Source organism: Phocaeicola sp. RTP21359st1_B8_RTP21360_211022 (assembly GCF_040911965.1).
GTDB classification, from domain to species: Bacteria; Bacteroidota; Bacteroidia; order Bacteroidales; family Bacteroidaceae; genus Phocaeicola; species Phocaeicola vulgatus.
In genome coordinates, this window is record NZ_JBDFXP010000012.1 from 89,411 (window position 1) to 105,772 (window position 16,362).

The following is a 16,362-nucleotide window of genomic DNA, read 5'->3' on the forward strand; positions in this document are numbered from 1 at the left end:
AAGTTTTTAGAATGAGATATTAACGCCAAATACGTATTGTTTAGATAACGGTGCGTCGTCATCATTTCCTCCCTTTTCGGGGTCGTAGTTTTTCAAATAGTCACATTTTGTAAAAATAAACGGATTGTTTGCAGTAAAGTATACACGCATTCTGTCAATTTTTACAGCATTCAACCATTTCTTGGGGAATGTGTAGCCCAGTGAAATGGTTTTTACTTTCAGATAAGAACCGTCAAAATAGTTAGCCCATTGTTGATACGGGTCCTGTCCGTTTGTAATACTTGCATCCGGACGGGGATAGCGGGCACTTTGATTTTCAGGAGTCCAGTAGTCACATACGGTAGGTGAAGGCGTCAGACCGTCTGTACGATACCATCCGGTCAGACCGTAAGGGATTGTCCAGTCCCACCGGGCAATCAACAAAATGCTCAGGTCGAAATTCTTATAATTAAAATTATTAAGTAAACTGCCCGACCATTTCGGTGTGGCGCTTCCTAGAACATAATAGTCATCCGCATTCAGCTTGTAATCGGGAGTACCATTTTCTGCAATATGGACTTGTCCGGGTTTCTGACTGTATTTGGCTGCTTCTTCTGCTTCGGCTGTACCCCATATTCCGGCATACTTGTATCCGTAATAAGTCTTGATTGCCTCACCGGGAATCAGGTAGTAGTCTCCGAACTGAAGCGGGCCTTCGCTGGTTGTTTTTATCACTTCTTCTTTGTTGGTTGAGAATGCCAGTGTGGTGCTCCATTGGAATTCAGGTCCGACAAAGTTACGGCTGGTAATGCTTAATTCCACACCTGTATTGCGTGTTTCGCCTACATTAGACCATATTTTGAAAGGAGAGGAGCCGTAACCTCCCGTTGCATAGGGCAGGTTTTTCTCGAATAAAATATCTTTGGTGTCTGTCCGATACCAGTCGAACGCCACGTTCAGTCTGTCACTGAATAATCCCAAGTCGAATCCCAGATCTGTCATATAAGATTTTTCCCATCCCAGACTCTTGTTGGCGATGGATTGGGAATAACCGCTATAAGGGACTCCTACATCTTGAAATCCGATAATGCCTGTGCGGCTGTAATCTAATGTGGCGTATTCTGAAGCACCGGCATTACCGGTGACACCGTAACTGGCGCGTAATTTCAGATTGGAAACAGCTTTTACATTCTGCATGAAGGGTTCATCACTGATGCGCCAGGCAATAGCTCCTGCGGGGAACATATCCCACTTGTTTCCATCTGCCAAGATGGATGAACCGTCCCAGCGGCTGCTTAATGTCAATAGGTAACGTCCTTTATAGCTATAGTTGATACGGGCGACATAGGACATTTTTTGGCTACCTACATAAGAAGAAGAAACTGTGGGTGTACCGGTTGCAGCACCTAAATTATGGTATAGATAAGAATCCGTATCAAATTTGTTGGCAGTGGCGGTCGCTTTTTCTTTTTGGTCTTTTGACCATTCAGTGACTCCGGTTATTGTGAAATCGTGATCCTCTTTTATTTTGAAGTTATATGTCAGGATATTCTGCCATTTATAATTATAAGTGAAGGTGTTGGGGATAGTGGCTTGCACTAGCCCGCTTTCCAGTCCCTGATATGATTTTGTGCCGGTATACTTACTTTCTTTCATATTCCGGAAATATCCGCCAAGCAGACTCTTGAATGAAAGTCCCTTTAACGGGGTCAATTCTACATAAATCTGTGGGGCTACGCTCAATGTCTTTACATTATTTACATATTGGTCTTCTCCCATATCGGCCAGCGGATTCATGTTGCCGTCTCCCAACGGGTAGTCTACCAGATTGCCGTCTTCATCATAAGGAGTACCCAATGGCGGCATACAGAGAATACGGTTCCATATACGGCTGTAACGCTTGTCATTTTCAGAATACATGGCATATAGGTTTAGTCCGTATTTTACCATTTCATTGGCTTTAAAATCTATTTTGGCACGTGCCGAGTAGCGTTCCAGTTCGTCTCCTTTCAATAATCCTTCCAAATTGTAATATCCTAAAGAAAAATAAGAGGTGACCCGGTCATTAGAATAAGATGTGCTTAGATTGTAGCTATTGGTGATACCGGTTTGTGAAGCTAAATCAAACCAGTCCACCCATTGATTGTTGTCTATATATTTTTGCATATAGCTGGGAAAAAGATTCCCGTCATCGGCCGGGCTGTTCCAGGCACCTACCGTTCTTTGTGCTTCTCTGCGGAAATTAATGTAATCCTCTCCACGATTTACTTCGGGGAAGCTGGAGATGACATTCCAACCATAGTAGGCATCCAGATCAATGGAGAATTTATCTTTTTTAGGAGTTTTGGTGGTGATGATGATAACTCCATTTGCTCCGGCAGCACCATAAACAGCTGTAGAGGAGGCATCTTTCAGTACTTCAATAGAAGCGATATCATTCGGATTCAATTCATCGTAAGAGCCTTCCATTCCGTCAATGATGAATAACGGGCTATTGTCACCATTGATGGAGCGTGTGCCACGTAGGGTCATGTTCACTCCGGAACCGGCTTCTCCGCTACTGCGAGTGATATCCAAACCTGCCACCTGTCCTTGAATAGCTTCTAGTACATTGCTGGTTGGCATTCGGACAATATCCTCACTTTTTACGGAAGCAACAGCTCCAGTCAAATCTCTTTTTTTTACAGTACCGTATCCTATCACCACCACTTCATCCAATGTCTGGGTATCAGGCTGCATTTTGATATTCAATTGTGTGTTTTTGCCAATGGTTATTTCCTGGGTTTTATATCCTATATAGGATATTTCGAGAACATTTTTTCCGGCAGGAACTTCCAGTGCATAATTCCCGTCAAAATCCGTGATGGTTCCTATGGTGCTTGCACCTTTGATTATGACGGATACCCCGATTAAAGGTTCATTGTTCTCATCAATAATTTGACCTTTGATGGTACGTCCTTGCAGGATCGATTGAACCGATTCATTTTTCACTATGTTACTTGACTTTGCATGCGAATAGGCAACCGGTATGCATAGGACTATTGACAATCCTAAAATAAGGGGACTACGCATAAGGCTGCTTTCCCGGTTTTGTTTTGGATTTTTCTTCATGTTTTTCATTTTTGCTTCTTTATTAATTCACTATTTGTTTTTAAAGGTTGATTATTATATCAAGTTGTTGAATCAGTTTGGTTTCAATCGTAAACTTATTATGTTAGATTAATCTTTTGTTTTCTTTCTTTTTTTTCATGTTTCTGCCTTTTAATACTTTGGAGATTTGTTTGTGTTTTTTGTTTTATTTCTTTATTCTTGCTATTTTATGATTTTATATTTATAAATATTAAAATGATTTCTTTATTTTATTTTTAGTGCACTGTTTGTGTTATAATTATCTTGTAGGCGCAAAAATATACGAAAGTAATCGAAGATAAAAGTGAATATGCTATGTTGTTGAACATATCTATATCAAATTCTATTTTATTGTTTTATTATAGCTGAAATCTGGTGTTGGAAATATTAAGATAAAAAAGTCCCCGGATAAGAACGCCTTTCTTATCTGGGGACTTTTTTAAATATTATAAGATGTATTCTTTATCGGTTTTTATACATTCTTTCATAATACTTTTGGTAATCGCCACTTGTTACATTTTCCACCCATGCTTGATTTTCCAGATACCATTGGATTGTTTTTACAATACCGGTTTCGAATTTTGTTTCAGGATACCATCCTAATTCATTAGTGATTTTGGTAGGATCGATAGCATAACGTTGGTCATGTCCCAAACGGTCTTTGACAAAGGTGATTAATGATTCGTTAATCCAGTCGATAGAAATCTCACCTTTATCGTTCAACTCTTTTTTCTTCAAGATTTTGCGATATTCGGGAGTTTCCGTCATCATCCGGTGAATAGTGGCTATGGTAAGTTTTACTATCTCTATGTTTTCTTTCTCATTGTGTCCGCCTACATTATATACTTCCCCTTCGCGACCCTTGCGCAGAACCAAATCGATGGCTTTGCAATGGTCTTCTACATATAACCAGTCGCGTACATTCTTTCCGTCACCATATACGGGAAGTTTCTTTCCTTCCAAAATGTTTTTAATGATCAGCGGAATCAGTTTTTCGGGAAAATGGTACGGACCGTAATTATTGGAACAGCGGGTAATGGTTACCGGCATTTTGTAAGTATCACGATAAGCCATGACAATCATATCAGCGCTTGTCTTGGAGGCACTATATGGGCTGTGCGGACATAAAGGAGTTGTTTCAGTAAAGAAACCTTCTGCTCCCAGGCTACCGTATACCTCATCTGTAGATACCTGGTGGTAACGTACATCTTTACGCCAGGTAGGATAACCATTCTCATCTTTTCCCGTCACCCAGGCACGGCGGGCCGCATCCAGCAGGTTTTGGGTTCCCAAAATATTAGTTTGCAGAAACAATTGTGGGTTTTCAATACTGCGGTCTACATGGCTTTCTGCTGCAAAATTCACGATGTAGTCAAACTTGTATTCTGAGAATAGTTGGTCTGCCAAATCACGGTCGCATATATCTCCTTTTACGAAGAAACAACGTTCATTATCAATGTCTGATGCAATAGTTCCCAGATTGCCGGCATAAGTCAAGGCATCCAGTACCACCACCCTGATGTCGTCATGTTTGGCCAGGATGTATTTTAAATAGTTGGCTCCGATAAATCCGGCAGCTCCTGTAACGAGATAAGTCTTCATATTGTTTTTGATATTAGTGCGTGCAAAGTTCGGAAAGATTTTTTAATCTTACAACTTATCCGCCAGTTCTATTACTTCTAAATCTTTAAATTCTCCATTATCGATACAAAAACGTACCAATGTTCTCACTTTATGAAATCCGGAAATACCTGCTGCTCCCGGGTTGATGTGTAACATATCCAGTGTCTTGTCATATTTCACCTTTAATATATGCGAATGTCCGCTGATAAAAAGCTGGGGAGGTTTCACCAGCAGGCTGCCGCGGATGGAAGGATCATAGTTGCCCGGATATCCGCCTATATGCTTTATCAACACCTCGGCACCATCTACGGTGAAGCGGTTGGTTTGAGGATAAAGTCTGCGTATGTCCTGCCCGTCAATATTTCCATATACAGCCCGGAAGGGGCGGAAAGCGGACAGTTTCCGGGCGACTTCCACCGAGCCGATGTCTCCGGCGTGCCATATTTCATCACAATTCTCAAAGTATTTCAAGTATTTGTCATCCCAAAATGCATGAGTATCCGATAATAATCCGATTCTTGTCATAGTTTTTTTGTTTATTATCGACAAAGGTACTATATTTGGAACAAATCTAAGCATAATATGGAGAGCAAATATCATTATTTCAAGCGTGATATCAGTTGGTTGTCTTTCAACTATCGCGTGTTGTTGGAGGCGGATGACGACTCCCTTCCGTTGTATGAACGGATTAACTTTATCTCTATATATTCTTCTAATCTGGAGGAATTCTACAAGATTCGTGTAGCGGAACATAAAGCCATCGCTTCCGGTGGCCAAAGTGATGATATGACACAGGAAGAAGCCAGACACCTGATACATCAGATAACCGAAGCTGTCAATAGCCAGATGGAAGACCGTATCCGCATTTATGAGCATAAGATTGTTCCGGCTTTGCGCAGGCATCATATTATTTTTTATCAAAGTAAACAGGAGGTAGAGCCTTTTCATCAGGAGTTTATCAGTAATTTCTTTAAGGAAGAAATTTTTCCCTATCTTCAACCTGTTCCGGTATGCAAGAATCGAATCAAGACTTTTTTACGTGACAACCGTTTGTATCTGTCGGTACGCGTGACGCGCAAAGACACGGGGGAAAAGGAATACTATATTATCAAATTGCCTTATAGCAAAGTTCCCCGTTTCATAGAACTTCCCCGACAGGGAGAAAACTTTTACCTGATGTATATGGAAGATATTATAAAGGCGAATATCAACCGTATGTTTCCGGGCTATGATTTGGATTGCAGTTATTGTTGCAAGATATCTCGTGACGCCGATATTTTCGTGGATGATGCAACCAGTTCCGAAGTTATGGTGGAACAGTTGCGTAAAAAGGTGAAAAAGCGTAAAATAGGTGCTGTATGCCGTTTTGTCTATGACCGCAAGATGCCTGCGGATTATCTGGAGTTTCTGGTCGATGCATTTGGCATCAATCGTGATGATTTGGTTCCGGGAGACAAACACTTGAACTTGGAGGATTTGGCTCATCTGCCTAATCCCAGTAAGGAACTTTGTACCCAATTGAAACCTCGTCCCATGACATTGAATTGTTTGGATGAGAAAGAATCCATATTCCGTTATGTGAGCAAGAAGGATTTGATGTTGCATTTCCCTTATCATTCTTTTGAACATTTCATCCATTTCCTGTATGAGGCCGTTCATGACCCGTCCTGTAAGGAGATCATGATTACCCAATATAGGGTGGCGGAAAACTCGGTTGTTATCAATACGCTGATTGCTGCTGCGCAGAATGGTAAAAAAGTAACTGTTTTTGTAGAACTTAAGGCCCGTTTTGACGAAGAAAACAATTTGGCTACCGCCGAGATGATGAAGCGGGCGGGGATACATATTATTTTCAGTATACCGGGATTGAAAGTGCATGCCAAGGTGGCGCTTGTACTGCGGTATAACAAAGAGGGAAAACAGACTCGCAGCTATGCTTATATCAGTACCGGAAATTTCAATGAGAAGACTGCCCGGATATATGCTGATTCCGGTTTGTTCACTTCCAACGAGATTATTGTGAATGATCTGTATACTTTATTCCGGGTATTACAGAAAGAAGTGACTGAACCCAAATTCAAGCGTTTGTTGGTAGCCCGTTTTAATCTGCTGCCGGAACTGAGAAGACGTATCGGATATGAGATAAATATGGCAAAGGCGGGAAAAGAAGCGCGGATTATCTTAAAAATGAATGCGCTGCAAGATCCTGCCATGATAGATGAATTATATAAGGCTAGTGAGGCAGGAGTGAAAATAGACTTGATAGTACGTGGTATCTGCTGCTTGATTCCCAATCAGCCTTATAGCAGAAATATCCGTATCACTCGCATTGTGGACAGCTTTTTGGAACATGCCCGGGTGTGGTATTTCCACCATGGAGGAAAACCGCTTCTGTTCATGGGTTCGCCGGATTGGATGAGGCGCAACCTGTACCGGCGTATAGAGGCCGTTACCCCCATTCTTGACGAAGATCTGAAACAACAACTGATAGATATGCTGGCTATTCAGTTAAAAGATAACAGAAAAGCCGGTTGGGTGGATGAAAATCTGAATAATGTGTTGAAAAGGAATCCGGAAGAAGAACCGGTACGGGCGCAATATGCTTTTTATGAATACTTGAAGAGGAAGAATAAATGAAGAATATGAAATAACATATTTTATCTTATTTGAAATGATTATCCGCAATCATACCACCGGATGATAAATGGAAATTTATAAAACGGGGGGATGGAATGCGAACTACACGGACGAAGCGGACAAAAACGGACTTAAAATTTAAATTTGTACTTGCAAACCCAATGACAGGTAAAGTAAAAAAATCCGTGTTCCATCCGTCATCCCATTCTATAAACAAATATTTTGTGGTATGATTGAGGATTATCATTTCATATATTCCCAATGGAATGGACTTTTACATATTTGTCTGCCCGAACCACCGTCCACGACTCCGGAAGTAATGCACCGTAAGTTCGGGCTGAAAAATCCTTCAGATGTTTCAGCCACTCCGCAAACCCCTTGTTGACGGGCGTTCCGGCTGAAGGATTCGATCATTTAATTGTTTCAGCCCGCTTGCGGATGTTTCAGCCTGAAAAACGGGCGTCCGTTCCAGCAATTTGAACGCACACTTCCAAAAAACAAAAGTACGGTTTCAAAAAGCCGCGTTTTTTCCTGTCGGAGGGTCCGGAATCCTGATACAAGTTCTGCCGGATCTTGCAACAAGTTTCGCAAATTCTTGCACAAGTTCCGATTCACGCCCTCACTATTCCGGTAGAAGTGGTTCCTGCCAGAACACCAGCCCACGCGCTGAAAGAACTTGTTCTTTTCGAAAAACATAAGTTCCATTAAAAAAAAGATAAGGATGTCTTTAGCAAAAGAAAAGGACCTTTTTAAAAAACGAACTTATCTTTTTTACCTGCCTGCAAGACCGGCACTTCCCCACTTGCCATCGAATGTTCCTGGAGAACGACCAGGCATTTTCTCCAAGCTCTTACTTCTTTTTGTGCCGGGAAAGTTGTCTTTTTTCGTGTCCGACCTCGGATAATGATAGGTCTTGAAACTGTCTTGAGAGTTTTCGAGATCTCATAACACCTTACTTTTACCGGCTGAAACATCTGCAAGCGGGCTGAAACAGTTAAATGATCGAATCCTTCAGCCGGAACGCCCGTCAGCAAAGGGTTTGCGGAGTGGCTGTAACATCTGAAGGATTTTTCAGCCCAATCCCAAGGAGGATATAGCGGATAGTTTAGTTTTGACACATCCGGTTTTAACAGGTCTGTTTGTAAAAGATATGTAAGATGCGGCGATGCATGATACATAATGATTATCCGCCATCATACCACCGGATGATAAATGGGAATTGATGGATGGAACGCGGATTTATTTCGTTCTATAAATTAAAATTGGAACACAAATGATACAAATTAATAACAGTACAGCATGGATATAAACCTGCCGGAGGTTAGATTTGTGTCATTTGCGTTCCGGTTTAACCGATAAATAATTGATATTGTTATGAAAAAATTATATATAACTTTCTGCCTCTTACTGGTTTCTCTTTGCATACATGCACAGATGATTAGTGGAATAATAGTGGATGAAAAAAACAGCCGCTAGAGTTTGCCAATATAGTGTTGTTTTCTTTGCCTGATTTTACTTTTTTACAAGGTACTATCAGTGATCAAACCGGAGCTTTTAATATAAAATCAAATGAAACAAAAGGAGTATTACCAATTTCTTCAGTTGGCTATTCCACTATTCTCCTACCTTGCACTAGTTCAAATATGGGAACAATACAACTATATTCAGATGCGCAACTATTATACTCTCGTCCATATTATGCTCAGTTGCGAAGTAATGTAATGTATATTAATCGGTATACATATGAGGGTGGTAATCCTTTTTTATTACCTTCTTTATCTCATAATATAACTTTAGGAACAACTTATAAATGGGTATACTTATCAGCCGGATATCAATATGTTAAAGATGCGATTATTTCTTTTAGTGGAGCTTATTCAGAAGATGATCCTACGATTGCTTTAATTAATATGATTAATGCACCAGACTATGATAAGATTTTTGCCTCGCTGGTTTTATCACCTACTATGGGGCTTTGGTCTCCACAGAACAAAAGAATCGTATGTAATAAAAAACTTAGTTTGACGGCTAAGGGGTTCAATCTGCCCCTATGGAATAATTGGACTTGGCTTACTCCATTCATTTCCGTCTTAGCTGTGTTACCATTTCCCTGAACCAGGGATAATTTAGCCAGATATATTCATACCAGCGGTTCAGTCTTCTTTTCCATTTCCTACTCCACGGATACAACTCCCACCATTTTAGTTGAAAATCCGTTTTCTGCATAAATTCGTGGGTGGGAAACAGAGTAAGAGTTATTCCTCTTATCCATAATGTTTTCATTTGGTTTTCCCAATATTGCATAGGGCCGAATCCCGGCTCCCAAATAATGAAGCGGCCTTCATGAATGCCATAACAAACCACATATCCCGGTACTTCGAAATCATTGATGGCAAAAAGTATGGCAGGAAATTTTCTGGTGGACAATTGTTCCATGTTTTGCAAGCAGATTTCCGCTTCCATTCCTGCACGTATAGCTGCCTGTTTCATACCCATCAACGTATATTTTCCATCTACTTTACACCATTCGGCTAGTGTGCGTGCATCTTGTTGACCGCCATAGTATTTCATGACAGTGAGCAGACAGGCCACTTCCATGGGACATTCGTCACTGGAACGGACAAATGATTTTTTTATTCTGTCAAGTTCGTCTTCAGTCATAACTTAATTTATTTTTCATGGCAGGAGCAAAACAGCAACGCGGATCGGGAAAATCCCAACAATCCTTTCCATAAGCTTTTATGATATCACTCCAGCAACGGTTCTGATAACTGAAACAGTCTTCAAAAAGACGGCATTCCCTGCATGGACTCTCTTTGTTGATATCCTGACGTGACAAGGAACAAAGGTGCAAGGCTTGAGGGGAATGCCAGACTTCTTTCAGACTTTGTGTGGTTACATTCCCTATGATAAATTGTGGATGCCAGTAAAGTTGCTCGCATACAGTCACTTTACCATCAGGCAATATAAACATATGAGTGGTCAATGCAGAGCATTCGCTTCCTTTGAAACACCGGCTTCCACCCCAGGTATCTTGATAGTTTTTATCGGTTACTTCTTTCCCTAAAATCACGGGAAAGGAAACCTGTGTGAGAAGAGGGCGTATTTGGTTGAATACCTTTGTAATTTGCGCTTTAGTAGGTTTCAAATGCGAAAATACATTATACTCTTTGTATATGGAATTACTGGCGGGGATAATACGCCAGTCGCGTATATGCTTCAGATGAGATAATTCATGCAGTAATTCTGCCAAGACATTCATCTGGCAATTGTAGTTGGTCAGCACAGATGAAATCTGATAATTCAGTCCGCTGTCATCCAGTAATTGCAGGCCGTGAAGCATCTCTTTGGCATAATTTCCGTTTACTCCCAGCGAGGCGGTCAGTATTTCGGAATGAATGGCATCCAGTGAAATTTGAACAATTCCCTGATACCCTGTTTCCTGTACATCTTGCAACAGTTTTTGGGTTACAGGCATTTTGGTCGATATGAATTCGGGGGCAATACCCCGTTTTACCAATTCTTTTAATATGATTTTCCAGTCTTTATGCAGGAATATTTCACCACCTATCAGATTTACTTGTTGTACTTGCAGGTCTGAAGCTTCCTTGATCAGCTCCATCATGCGTTGGGTGGTGAGTGGGGATTTTATTTGCGTTGATGTATCTGCATAGCAATACTTACAATGCGTGACACATTGGTTGGTCAGCATGAATGTGAGGAGCAACGGACCGGAATACAGCCTTCTTGTAGTAAGATCCAGTTTTTTCCAGACAAAAGAATTTGCTTGCAGCCGGTCAAAACGCAATGCTTTGCCTGCCTTTTCCGCTTCAATCAATATACGTTTGGGAAAATAAATTTCTCCCTGCTGGGAGGAGGTATAAATGGGGGTCGGATTATCAATGAAGTCCGATACCCATTTGATCATCTCCTCCTTGCTCCGGCAGAAGAAGTCGCACAGCAGAGGGAGAGTTGTCTGCAAAGGTCTGTCATACGTGAAAAAACTCAGCATGACAGCTTGCAGCGGGTGAATAAAAGTATGCCAGTTCCGGGAGCAGTCGGTATCTGTCCCCGTACTGGAGAATAATGCGACCCTGTGAATATCATGTCTCAGATGATAATGAGGGTTCAGCACATATACTTTATTCATTTCCGGTATTTTCATCTTGTGTTTTTGTAGGATCGACGAATCCGCCTGTATAGCATCCCAGGCCACATTTGGATAACTCCTTGTCATCTATGCCACCTTGTACGTCCATCAGTTCGTTCAAGTCCAGCACTTGTTCTTCATCTTCGGAATAGCGGGTGTATTCCGGTTGCTTGTTGTCGGGGTCTTCTTTTTTCATATTCTTCTTTGTTTAAGTTGGTTATTCTCTGTAGTGAAAAAAACGGTGTTACTCCGTGGTGGAAAACAATTCATACACGGGTGCGAAAATCCTGCTCAGTATGCTCCGGCTCGAAGTGATGATCTCCGCCCGGCCGGACATGTCTATTTCATATTTTATTTCCTTTCTGTTGGTTGTCACCAGTCCGTCCGGAAAGTCCACTTCCACGGCATAACTTTTATTGTAAGGCACAAAAGAGACGGAGGCGATTCTTCCCGGCAGTACGCCATACGAGTGGGTGGGGTATTTGTTCAGTTCGATATTTACTTTGTCACCCACGGCAATTTCCGCCACTTCGTCTTGTGAAAGAGTGATGTGCCCGAGGGGATTCCCCTGTTGCTTGGAGATAACGGTGCACAGGGTGTCTCCTTCATTTACCCGGGCGCTCATGCCCCATGTCTTTCCCCATACCACTATGCCGTCGTGATGGCTTTTGATGAGGTACTTCTTGTCCCACGTGCGGAGGCTGTTCACCATGTTTTCGTAAGCCAGTTCCAGCATCCGGAGGTTTTTGGCAGTCTCCATCCGGTGGTTTATATCCAGTTCAAAGAGTTCGCGTTTCACATTCAGCACCGCCATGGCATCTGCCTTACCGGTACTTTCCAGTATCCGGAGTTCTTCATCCAGGTATTTTTTCTTCTGCGGATAGATATCAAACTCCTGATACATCACGCACGTACGCACGGCTTGGGTGAACTGTTCGTAGGCGGAAGACATTTCACCCATGATGAGGTCAAAGGGATAGTCTTGCAGGTACTTGATGTCGTTGGTGCGGTAGTACCATTCTATTTTGGTCAGTACGCGGCAAAATGTTTGTACGTCTTCCAGTAGGGCAGTATTTTTCAGTATGCCCAGCGTGTCGTTCTTTTGTACAGGTGATTGGTTTTCCACAAAAAAGCGGTCTATCATTCCTGCCTGATTGGCAGTGATCCATTCCGCACTTCCCAAGTCATCAATGGTTATCGTTTTTCTTATTGTGTCAGGATACTTAAATAATGCCGTGCCTGCAATAAGAAAAACAATCAGTCCATATACGATGTAGCTTCCCGTATGGATCAACCATTCGGGCATATCTCCCAGCATATCATTGTTTTCGCGGCTATATACTTCTACCTTTTCCGGTCCGTCCGTATTAGGTTTATAGATTTCCTCCATACCTTATTGCTATTATTTTTTAATTCTCAATTCTCATTTTTAAATTTCCTAAGCGCTCAGTTCCAGCTGATTCTTCACCAGCCTGTAGTAATCACCCTGCCGGGCAATGAGTTCTTCGTGCGTGCCCCGTTCCGTTATCTCCCCTTCTTTCAGTACCACTATCTGGTCGGCATTCTTTACGGTGCTCAGGCGGTGCGCCACGATGACCACCGTTTTGTCCTTGAAGAATCTCTCCAGATTTTCCTGTATCACTTTCTCATTGTCCGTATCGAGCGCATTCGTCGCTTCATCAAAAAACAGGTAATCGGGATTACGGTAAATGGCGCGCGCTATCAGGATGCGCTGCTTCTGCCCTTGGCTCAATCCTTGCCCCGTGTTACCTATTTTGGTGTTATACTTTAAAGGCAAGGATTCGATGAACTCACGTATATTTGCCATCTCTACGGCATACAGCAGGCGTTCTTTGTCTATCATGCTGCCATCCGGCGCTATGTTGTTGGCAATGGTATCGCCGAATATGAATCCCTCCTGCATCACTACTCCACAATGTTTGCGCCACTCCTTGAAACTGATTTTTTGTAGCGACTGATTGCCTATCATCACCGCTCCTCCGATGGGAGGATAGAATCCGAGCATCAGTTTTATCAGCGTTGTTTTCCCACTGCCGCTGAGGCCCACGATGGCGGTAGTCTTTCCGGCTGGTATGTCCAGCGATAGCCCTTTGATGATGCGTTTCGATTTTTCTGATCCGTAAGTAAAGACTACATTTTGCAATTGAATCGGGTCTTTGCCTGATATTTGGGTATCCTGGTCCATGCCTTCTGTCTCTTCATCGGGCTTGCCATGTATTTCTCCGAGACGTTCCAGGCTGAGCTGCGCGTCCTGCGTGTCCTGCATGAAGGAAACGAATTGGCTGATAGGCCCTTGCATCTGTCCGATGATGTACTGTATGGAAAGCATCACACCCAGCGTGATGCTTCCATGTAGTACGGCGGTGGCAGAGAGAACTGTTATCAGTACGTTTTTCACTTCGTTGATAAGTACGGCTCCCACCTGCTGCCACTGCCCCAGGTTGAGTGAACTCATATTAATGCGGAAGAGAGAAGCTTGTATGTTTTCCCATTCCCAGCGTTTTTGCTGTTCGCAGCCCAGCAGCTTGATGTCCTGCATACCGTAGATGAGTTGCATCAAATTATTCTGATTGACGGACATCTGTTCAAAGTTCTTCCTGTTCAAGTCGGCCCGCTTGCGCATGAACAGCTTTACCCAACCCATATAGGCTGCGCTGAACAGAATGAAAATGAGGAATATTTTCCAGCTGTATATGGCCAGCACGATACCGAAGATGACTACCGTGAGGGTAGAGAACAAAATATTGAGCACGGACTGGGTGAGGAAACTCTCGATGCGGTTGTGGTCTTCGATGCGGCGTATCAAGTCGCCTGCCAGTTTGCTGTCAAAGAACCTCATGGGCAGCCGCATCAGCTTGGAGAGGAAATCCGAGATGAGCGACACGTTGACGCGCGTACTGATGTGGAGCAGTATACAGCGCCGGATCACCTCAATAAGTGTGCGGCTGAATACCAGCATGAGTTGTGCGACCAAAATGAGCTGTATAAAATTCAGATTCCTGTGCCCTATGCCTTGGTCTACAATGGTTTGGGTGAGAAAAGGGAAGACCAGTTGCAGCAAACTGCCGGCCAGCAGGCCGATGATGAGCTGTATCATCGCCTTTTTGTAGGGACGTACATAGTGAAACAGATACCATAATGACAGCTTTTCATATTTTATGGGTTCCGCTTCATAAAATTGCGGGGTAACATCCAGCAAGAGGGCAATTCCTTTTTCTATTCCGCCTTGTGTGGTACTGATCCAGCATTTTTTCAACTCCTGTTCCTCATATTTCAGCAATCCGTAGGCAGGGTCGGCAATGTAGAACCAAGTTTTGCCCCTTTTCTTTTCTATTTTATAGAGGACCACGAAATGTTCCTGGTTCCAGTGGATGATGCATGGCAGTTTTGACTGTTGTTTCAGTTTTTCCATTGAAGTGCGTATACCGGTGGCGCGCAGCCCTATGCTGGCTGCCGCTTCACTGATACCTAGCAAGTTAACTCCCGTGCGCTGTATGTATGATTGCTCGCGTAACTGCTGTACGGAGAATGTCTTTCCATAATATTTGGCTATCATTCTCAGGCAGGAGGGGCCGCAGTCCATGCCGTCCAACTGTTTGTAGAATGGAAATTTGCTCATAATTGTCTTTTTTGTTTTACTCTGTTTATCAGCCAGTCGGCTATTTCGTTCATCCTTTCACTTTCGCTCTCAAAGAAGGCGCACAGGTGTTTTTGCCGTTCTATGATGTATTCCCGGTTTGCCAGTAGATCAATGATCTGCCTGTCCAGTTTCACGGGGGTAATTTTTTTTATTTCCTGTGGCGTGAACTCTGCCATGGGCACATGGGCAAAGGTGCATTCCGTCCAGTGGGTTATTCCTCCGGTGATAAGCGCCATGTCGCACAAGGGCAACAGGGCTTGCAGGCGGGGCAGGCGGTAAATGGCTATATTGGGCGGTAATGAAAACAACCGGGTTTCCACCTCTCCATGATTGGTCAGCAGGATGAATTGATATTGCGGATGGATGCTCGCACTCTGCTTTATGGCTTTGTAGAATGATTCCGTATGTGAGGGGGTGTTCACTTTTCTTTCTTCTTCCTCGTCTTCCAGCAAGCCTATAATAACAGTGCGTGAACGGTCTTCTTTTATTTCCGTCAGTTTGTCGATGAAATCGTCGTCTTTTGCACCTTGCGGCAGCAATTTATAAGGAATAGGCGGCAGGGTGACGACGGGCATTTCCGGCATTAGGTCTATCTTTCTGTCGGTTTTGTTTATGGCTATAAACAGATAGTTTATGTCATATTCATTATAGACTTGCTGCTTATCTTGCAGTTGATAGTCCAGCAATGCCAAATGTGGCGTAAACCATCGGAAATCATGTGGATAAATGATGCGTCCTATTCCTTTCCGCAGCAAACCGGTAGTGAAAACGGAGTCGGAGGTATCGGTATAATAGACCTTGTTTCCCCGTTCACTAATCAGGTATGCCAGTCGGGTGGTGGGACATACATTTCCTGCATCCGGTTTTATATCAAAAAGAAATTCAAACATGCCCCGTTTTTCTCATCACATTTCAATTCGTATTATCCTACTACTTTAAAGCCTAATGACGTATATAGATTTTTGCCATCATAATAATATGTTCCTAAGAATTTATCGAAAAGGATGCACACTTCCAGTTCATCGCGCATATAGGCAATGTACTCAAAGAGAGTGGAACGTGACATATCCATCTTTGCTGCAAATTCCTTGGATGTGCCTGTGCACTTGTGCCGGATAAGAAAATCCATATAGAGGATTTTCTTAAGGTCTACTCGTTTCATGGTCTTTGTAGTTTTTTAGGA

General features: G+C 42.7%; 14 protein-coding genes. 3 read left to right on the top strand and 11 right to left on the bottom strand.

Annotated elements, in window-relative coordinates:
• Positions 1–6: 6 nt before the first annotated feature.
• The 3 genes from AB5062_RS08265 to AB5062_RS08275 all read right to left on the bottom strand — a co-directional run bounded on the left by AB5062_RS08265 (position 7) and on the right by AB5062_RS08275 (position 5,256).
• A complete protein-coding gene (locus AB5062_RS08265) occupies positions 7–3,099 on the bottom strand; it encodes a TonB-dependent receptor (protein WP_005845673.1) in 3,093 nt (1,030 codons plus the stop codon).
• Between the two features lie 471 nt (positions 3,100–3,570).
• Positions 3,571–4,710 (bottom strand): dTDP-glucose 4,6-dehydratase, encoded by a 1,140-nt coding sequence (rfbB, locus tag AB5062_RS08270; protein ID WP_005845671.1) that lies wholly within the window; start codon positions 4,708–4,710, stop codon positions 3,571–3,573.
• A gap of 48 nt (positions 4,711–4,758) precedes the next feature.
• On the bottom strand, positions 4,759–5,256 hold the full coding sequence (locus AB5062_RS08275) for a metallophosphoesterase (protein WP_005845668.1): 498 nt from the start codon (positions 5,254–5,256) through the stop codon (positions 4,759–4,761).
• 57 nt (positions 5,257–5,313) lie between these two features.
• On the opposite strand from AB5062_RS08275, the gene AB5062_RS08280 reads away from it, so the two are divergent.
• Together AB5062_RS08280 and AB5062_RS08285 are read left to right on the top strand one after the other, a co-directional pair.
• Positions 5,314–7,368 (top strand): RNA degradosome polyphosphate kinase, encoded by a 2,055-nt coding sequence (locus tag AB5062_RS08280; protein WP_005853011.1) that lies wholly within the window; start codon positions 5,314–5,316, stop codon positions 7,366–7,368.
• 229 nt (positions 7,369–7,597) lie between these two features.
• Positions 7,598–7,753: a hypothetical protein gene (locus tag AB5062_RS08285; protein ID WP_005853013.1), complete on the top strand. Its 156-nt coding sequence runs from the start codon at positions 7,598–7,600 to the stop codon at positions 7,751–7,753.
• Between the two features lie 364 nt (positions 7,754–8,117).
• On the opposite strand, the gene AB5062_RS08290 is transcribed toward AB5062_RS08285, so the two are convergent.
• The gene (locus AB5062_RS08290) at positions 8,118–8,486 is read right to left on the bottom strand and encodes a hypothetical protein (RefSeq protein ID WP_368326857.1); all 369 of its coding nucleotides are present in this window, start codon (positions 8,484–8,486) and stop codon (positions 8,118–8,120) included.
• Between the two features lie 384 nt (positions 8,487–8,870).
• Here AB5062_RS08290 and AB5062_RS08295 point away from each other — a divergent pair, with 384 nt between their 5' ends.
• Positions 8,871–9,482, top strand: coding sequence for an outer membrane beta-barrel protein (locus tag AB5062_RS08295; protein ID WP_032947614.1), 612 nt, complete (start codon positions 8,871–8,873; stop codon positions 9,480–9,482).
• Here AB5062_RS08295 and AB5062_RS08300 read toward each other — a convergent pair.
• The 7 genes from AB5062_RS08300 to AB5062_RS08330 are packed head-to-tail and all read right to left on the bottom strand — an operon-like array spanning position 9,448 to position 16,341.
• Complete coding sequence (locus tag AB5062_RS08300) at positions 9,448–10,029, bottom strand: cysteine peptidase family C39 domain-containing protein (protein ID WP_005845663.1); 582 nt, start codon at positions 10,027–10,029, stop codon at positions 9,448–9,450. The two genes, AB5062_RS08295 and AB5062_RS08300, sit on opposite strands and share 35 nt — an antisense overlap.
• Positions 10,022–11,533, bottom strand: a complete 1,512-nt coding sequence (locus AB5062_RS08305; RefSeq protein WP_005853023.1) for a radical SAM protein — start codon at positions 11,531–11,533, stop codon at positions 10,022–10,024. The genes AB5062_RS08300 and AB5062_RS08305 overlap by 8 nt, the downstream gene beginning before the upstream one ends.
• Positions 11,511–11,714, bottom strand: a complete 204-nt coding sequence (locus AB5062_RS08310; protein ID WP_005853025.1) for a hypothetical protein — start codon at positions 11,712–11,714, stop codon at positions 11,511–11,513. Before AB5062_RS08310 ends, AB5062_RS08305 begins: the two co-directional genes overlap by 23 nt.
• A 48-nt stretch (positions 11,715–11,762) precedes the next feature.
• Positions 11,763–12,908 carry an HlyD family efflux transporter periplasmic adaptor subunit gene (locus tag AB5062_RS08315; protein WP_005853027.1) on the bottom strand — a complete coding sequence of 382 codons (1,146 nt, stop codon included), beginning with the start codon at positions 12,906–12,908 and terminating at the stop codon, positions 11,763–11,765.
• 48 nt (positions 12,909–12,956) lie between these two features.
• Positions 12,957–15,158 carry a peptidase domain-containing ABC transporter gene (locus AB5062_RS08320; protein ID WP_005853030.1) on the bottom strand — a complete coding sequence of 734 codons (2,202 nt, stop codon included), beginning with the start codon at positions 15,156–15,158 and terminating at the stop codon, positions 12,957–12,959.
• Positions 15,155–16,069, bottom strand: a complete 915-nt coding sequence (locus AB5062_RS08325; RefSeq protein WP_005853031.1) for a hypothetical protein — start codon at positions 16,067–16,069, stop codon at positions 15,155–15,157. The genes AB5062_RS08320 and AB5062_RS08325 overlap by 4 nt, the downstream gene beginning before the upstream one ends.
• 32 nt (positions 16,070–16,101) lie before the next feature.
• Positions 16,102–16,341, bottom strand: a complete 240-nt coding sequence (locus AB5062_RS08330) for a hypothetical protein (protein WP_005853034.1) — start codon at positions 16,339–16,341, stop codon at positions 16,102–16,104.
• Positions 16,342–16,362: the final 21 nt, after the last annotated feature.

Bases quoted from the DNA above. Each gene is read 5' to 3' on its own strand.
- AB5062_RS08265 (WP_005845673.1), bottom strand. From the start codon at position 3,099: ATGAAAAACATGAAGAAAAATCCAAAACAAAACCGGGAAAGCAGCCTT.
- rfbB (WP_005845671.1), bottom strand. From the start codon at position 4,710: ATGAAGACTTATCTCGTTACAGGAGCTGCCGGATTTATCGGAGCCAAC.
- AB5062_RS08275 (WP_005845668.1), bottom strand. From the start codon at position 5,256: ATGACAAGAATCGGATTATTATCGGATACTCATGCATTTTGGGATGAC.
- AB5062_RS08280 (WP_005853011.1), top strand. From the start codon at position 5,314: ATGGAGAGCAAATATCATTATTTCAAGCGTGATATCAGTTGGTTGTCT.
- AB5062_RS08285 (WP_005853013.1), top strand. From the start codon at position 7,598: ATGATTGAGGATTATCATTTCATATATTCCCAATGGAATGGACTTTTA.
- AB5062_RS08300 (WP_005845663.1), bottom strand. From the start codon at position 10,029: ATGACTGAAGACGAACTTGACAGAATAAAAAAATCATTTGTCCGTTCC.
- AB5062_RS08305 (WP_005853023.1), bottom strand. From the start codon at position 11,533: ATGAAAATACCGGAAATGAATAAAGTATATGTGCTGAACCCTCATTAT.
- AB5062_RS08310 (WP_005853025.1), bottom strand. From the start codon at position 11,714: ATGAAAAAAGAAGACCCCGACAACAAGCAACCGGAATACACCCGCTAT.
- AB5062_RS08315 (WP_005853027.1), bottom strand. From the start codon at position 12,908: ATGGAGGAAATCTATAAACCTAATACGGACGGACCGGAAAAGGTAGAA.
- AB5062_RS08320 (WP_005853030.1), bottom strand. From the start codon at position 15,158: ATGAGCAAATTTCCATTCTACAAACAGTTGGACGGCATGGACTGCGGC.
- AB5062_RS08325 (WP_005853031.1), bottom strand. From the start codon at position 16,069: ATGTTTGAATTTCTTTTTGATATAAAACCGGATGCAGGAAATGTATGT.
- AB5062_RS08330 (WP_005853034.1), bottom strand. From the start codon at position 16,341: ATGAAACGAGTAGACCTTAAGAAAATCCTCTATATGGATTTTCTTATC.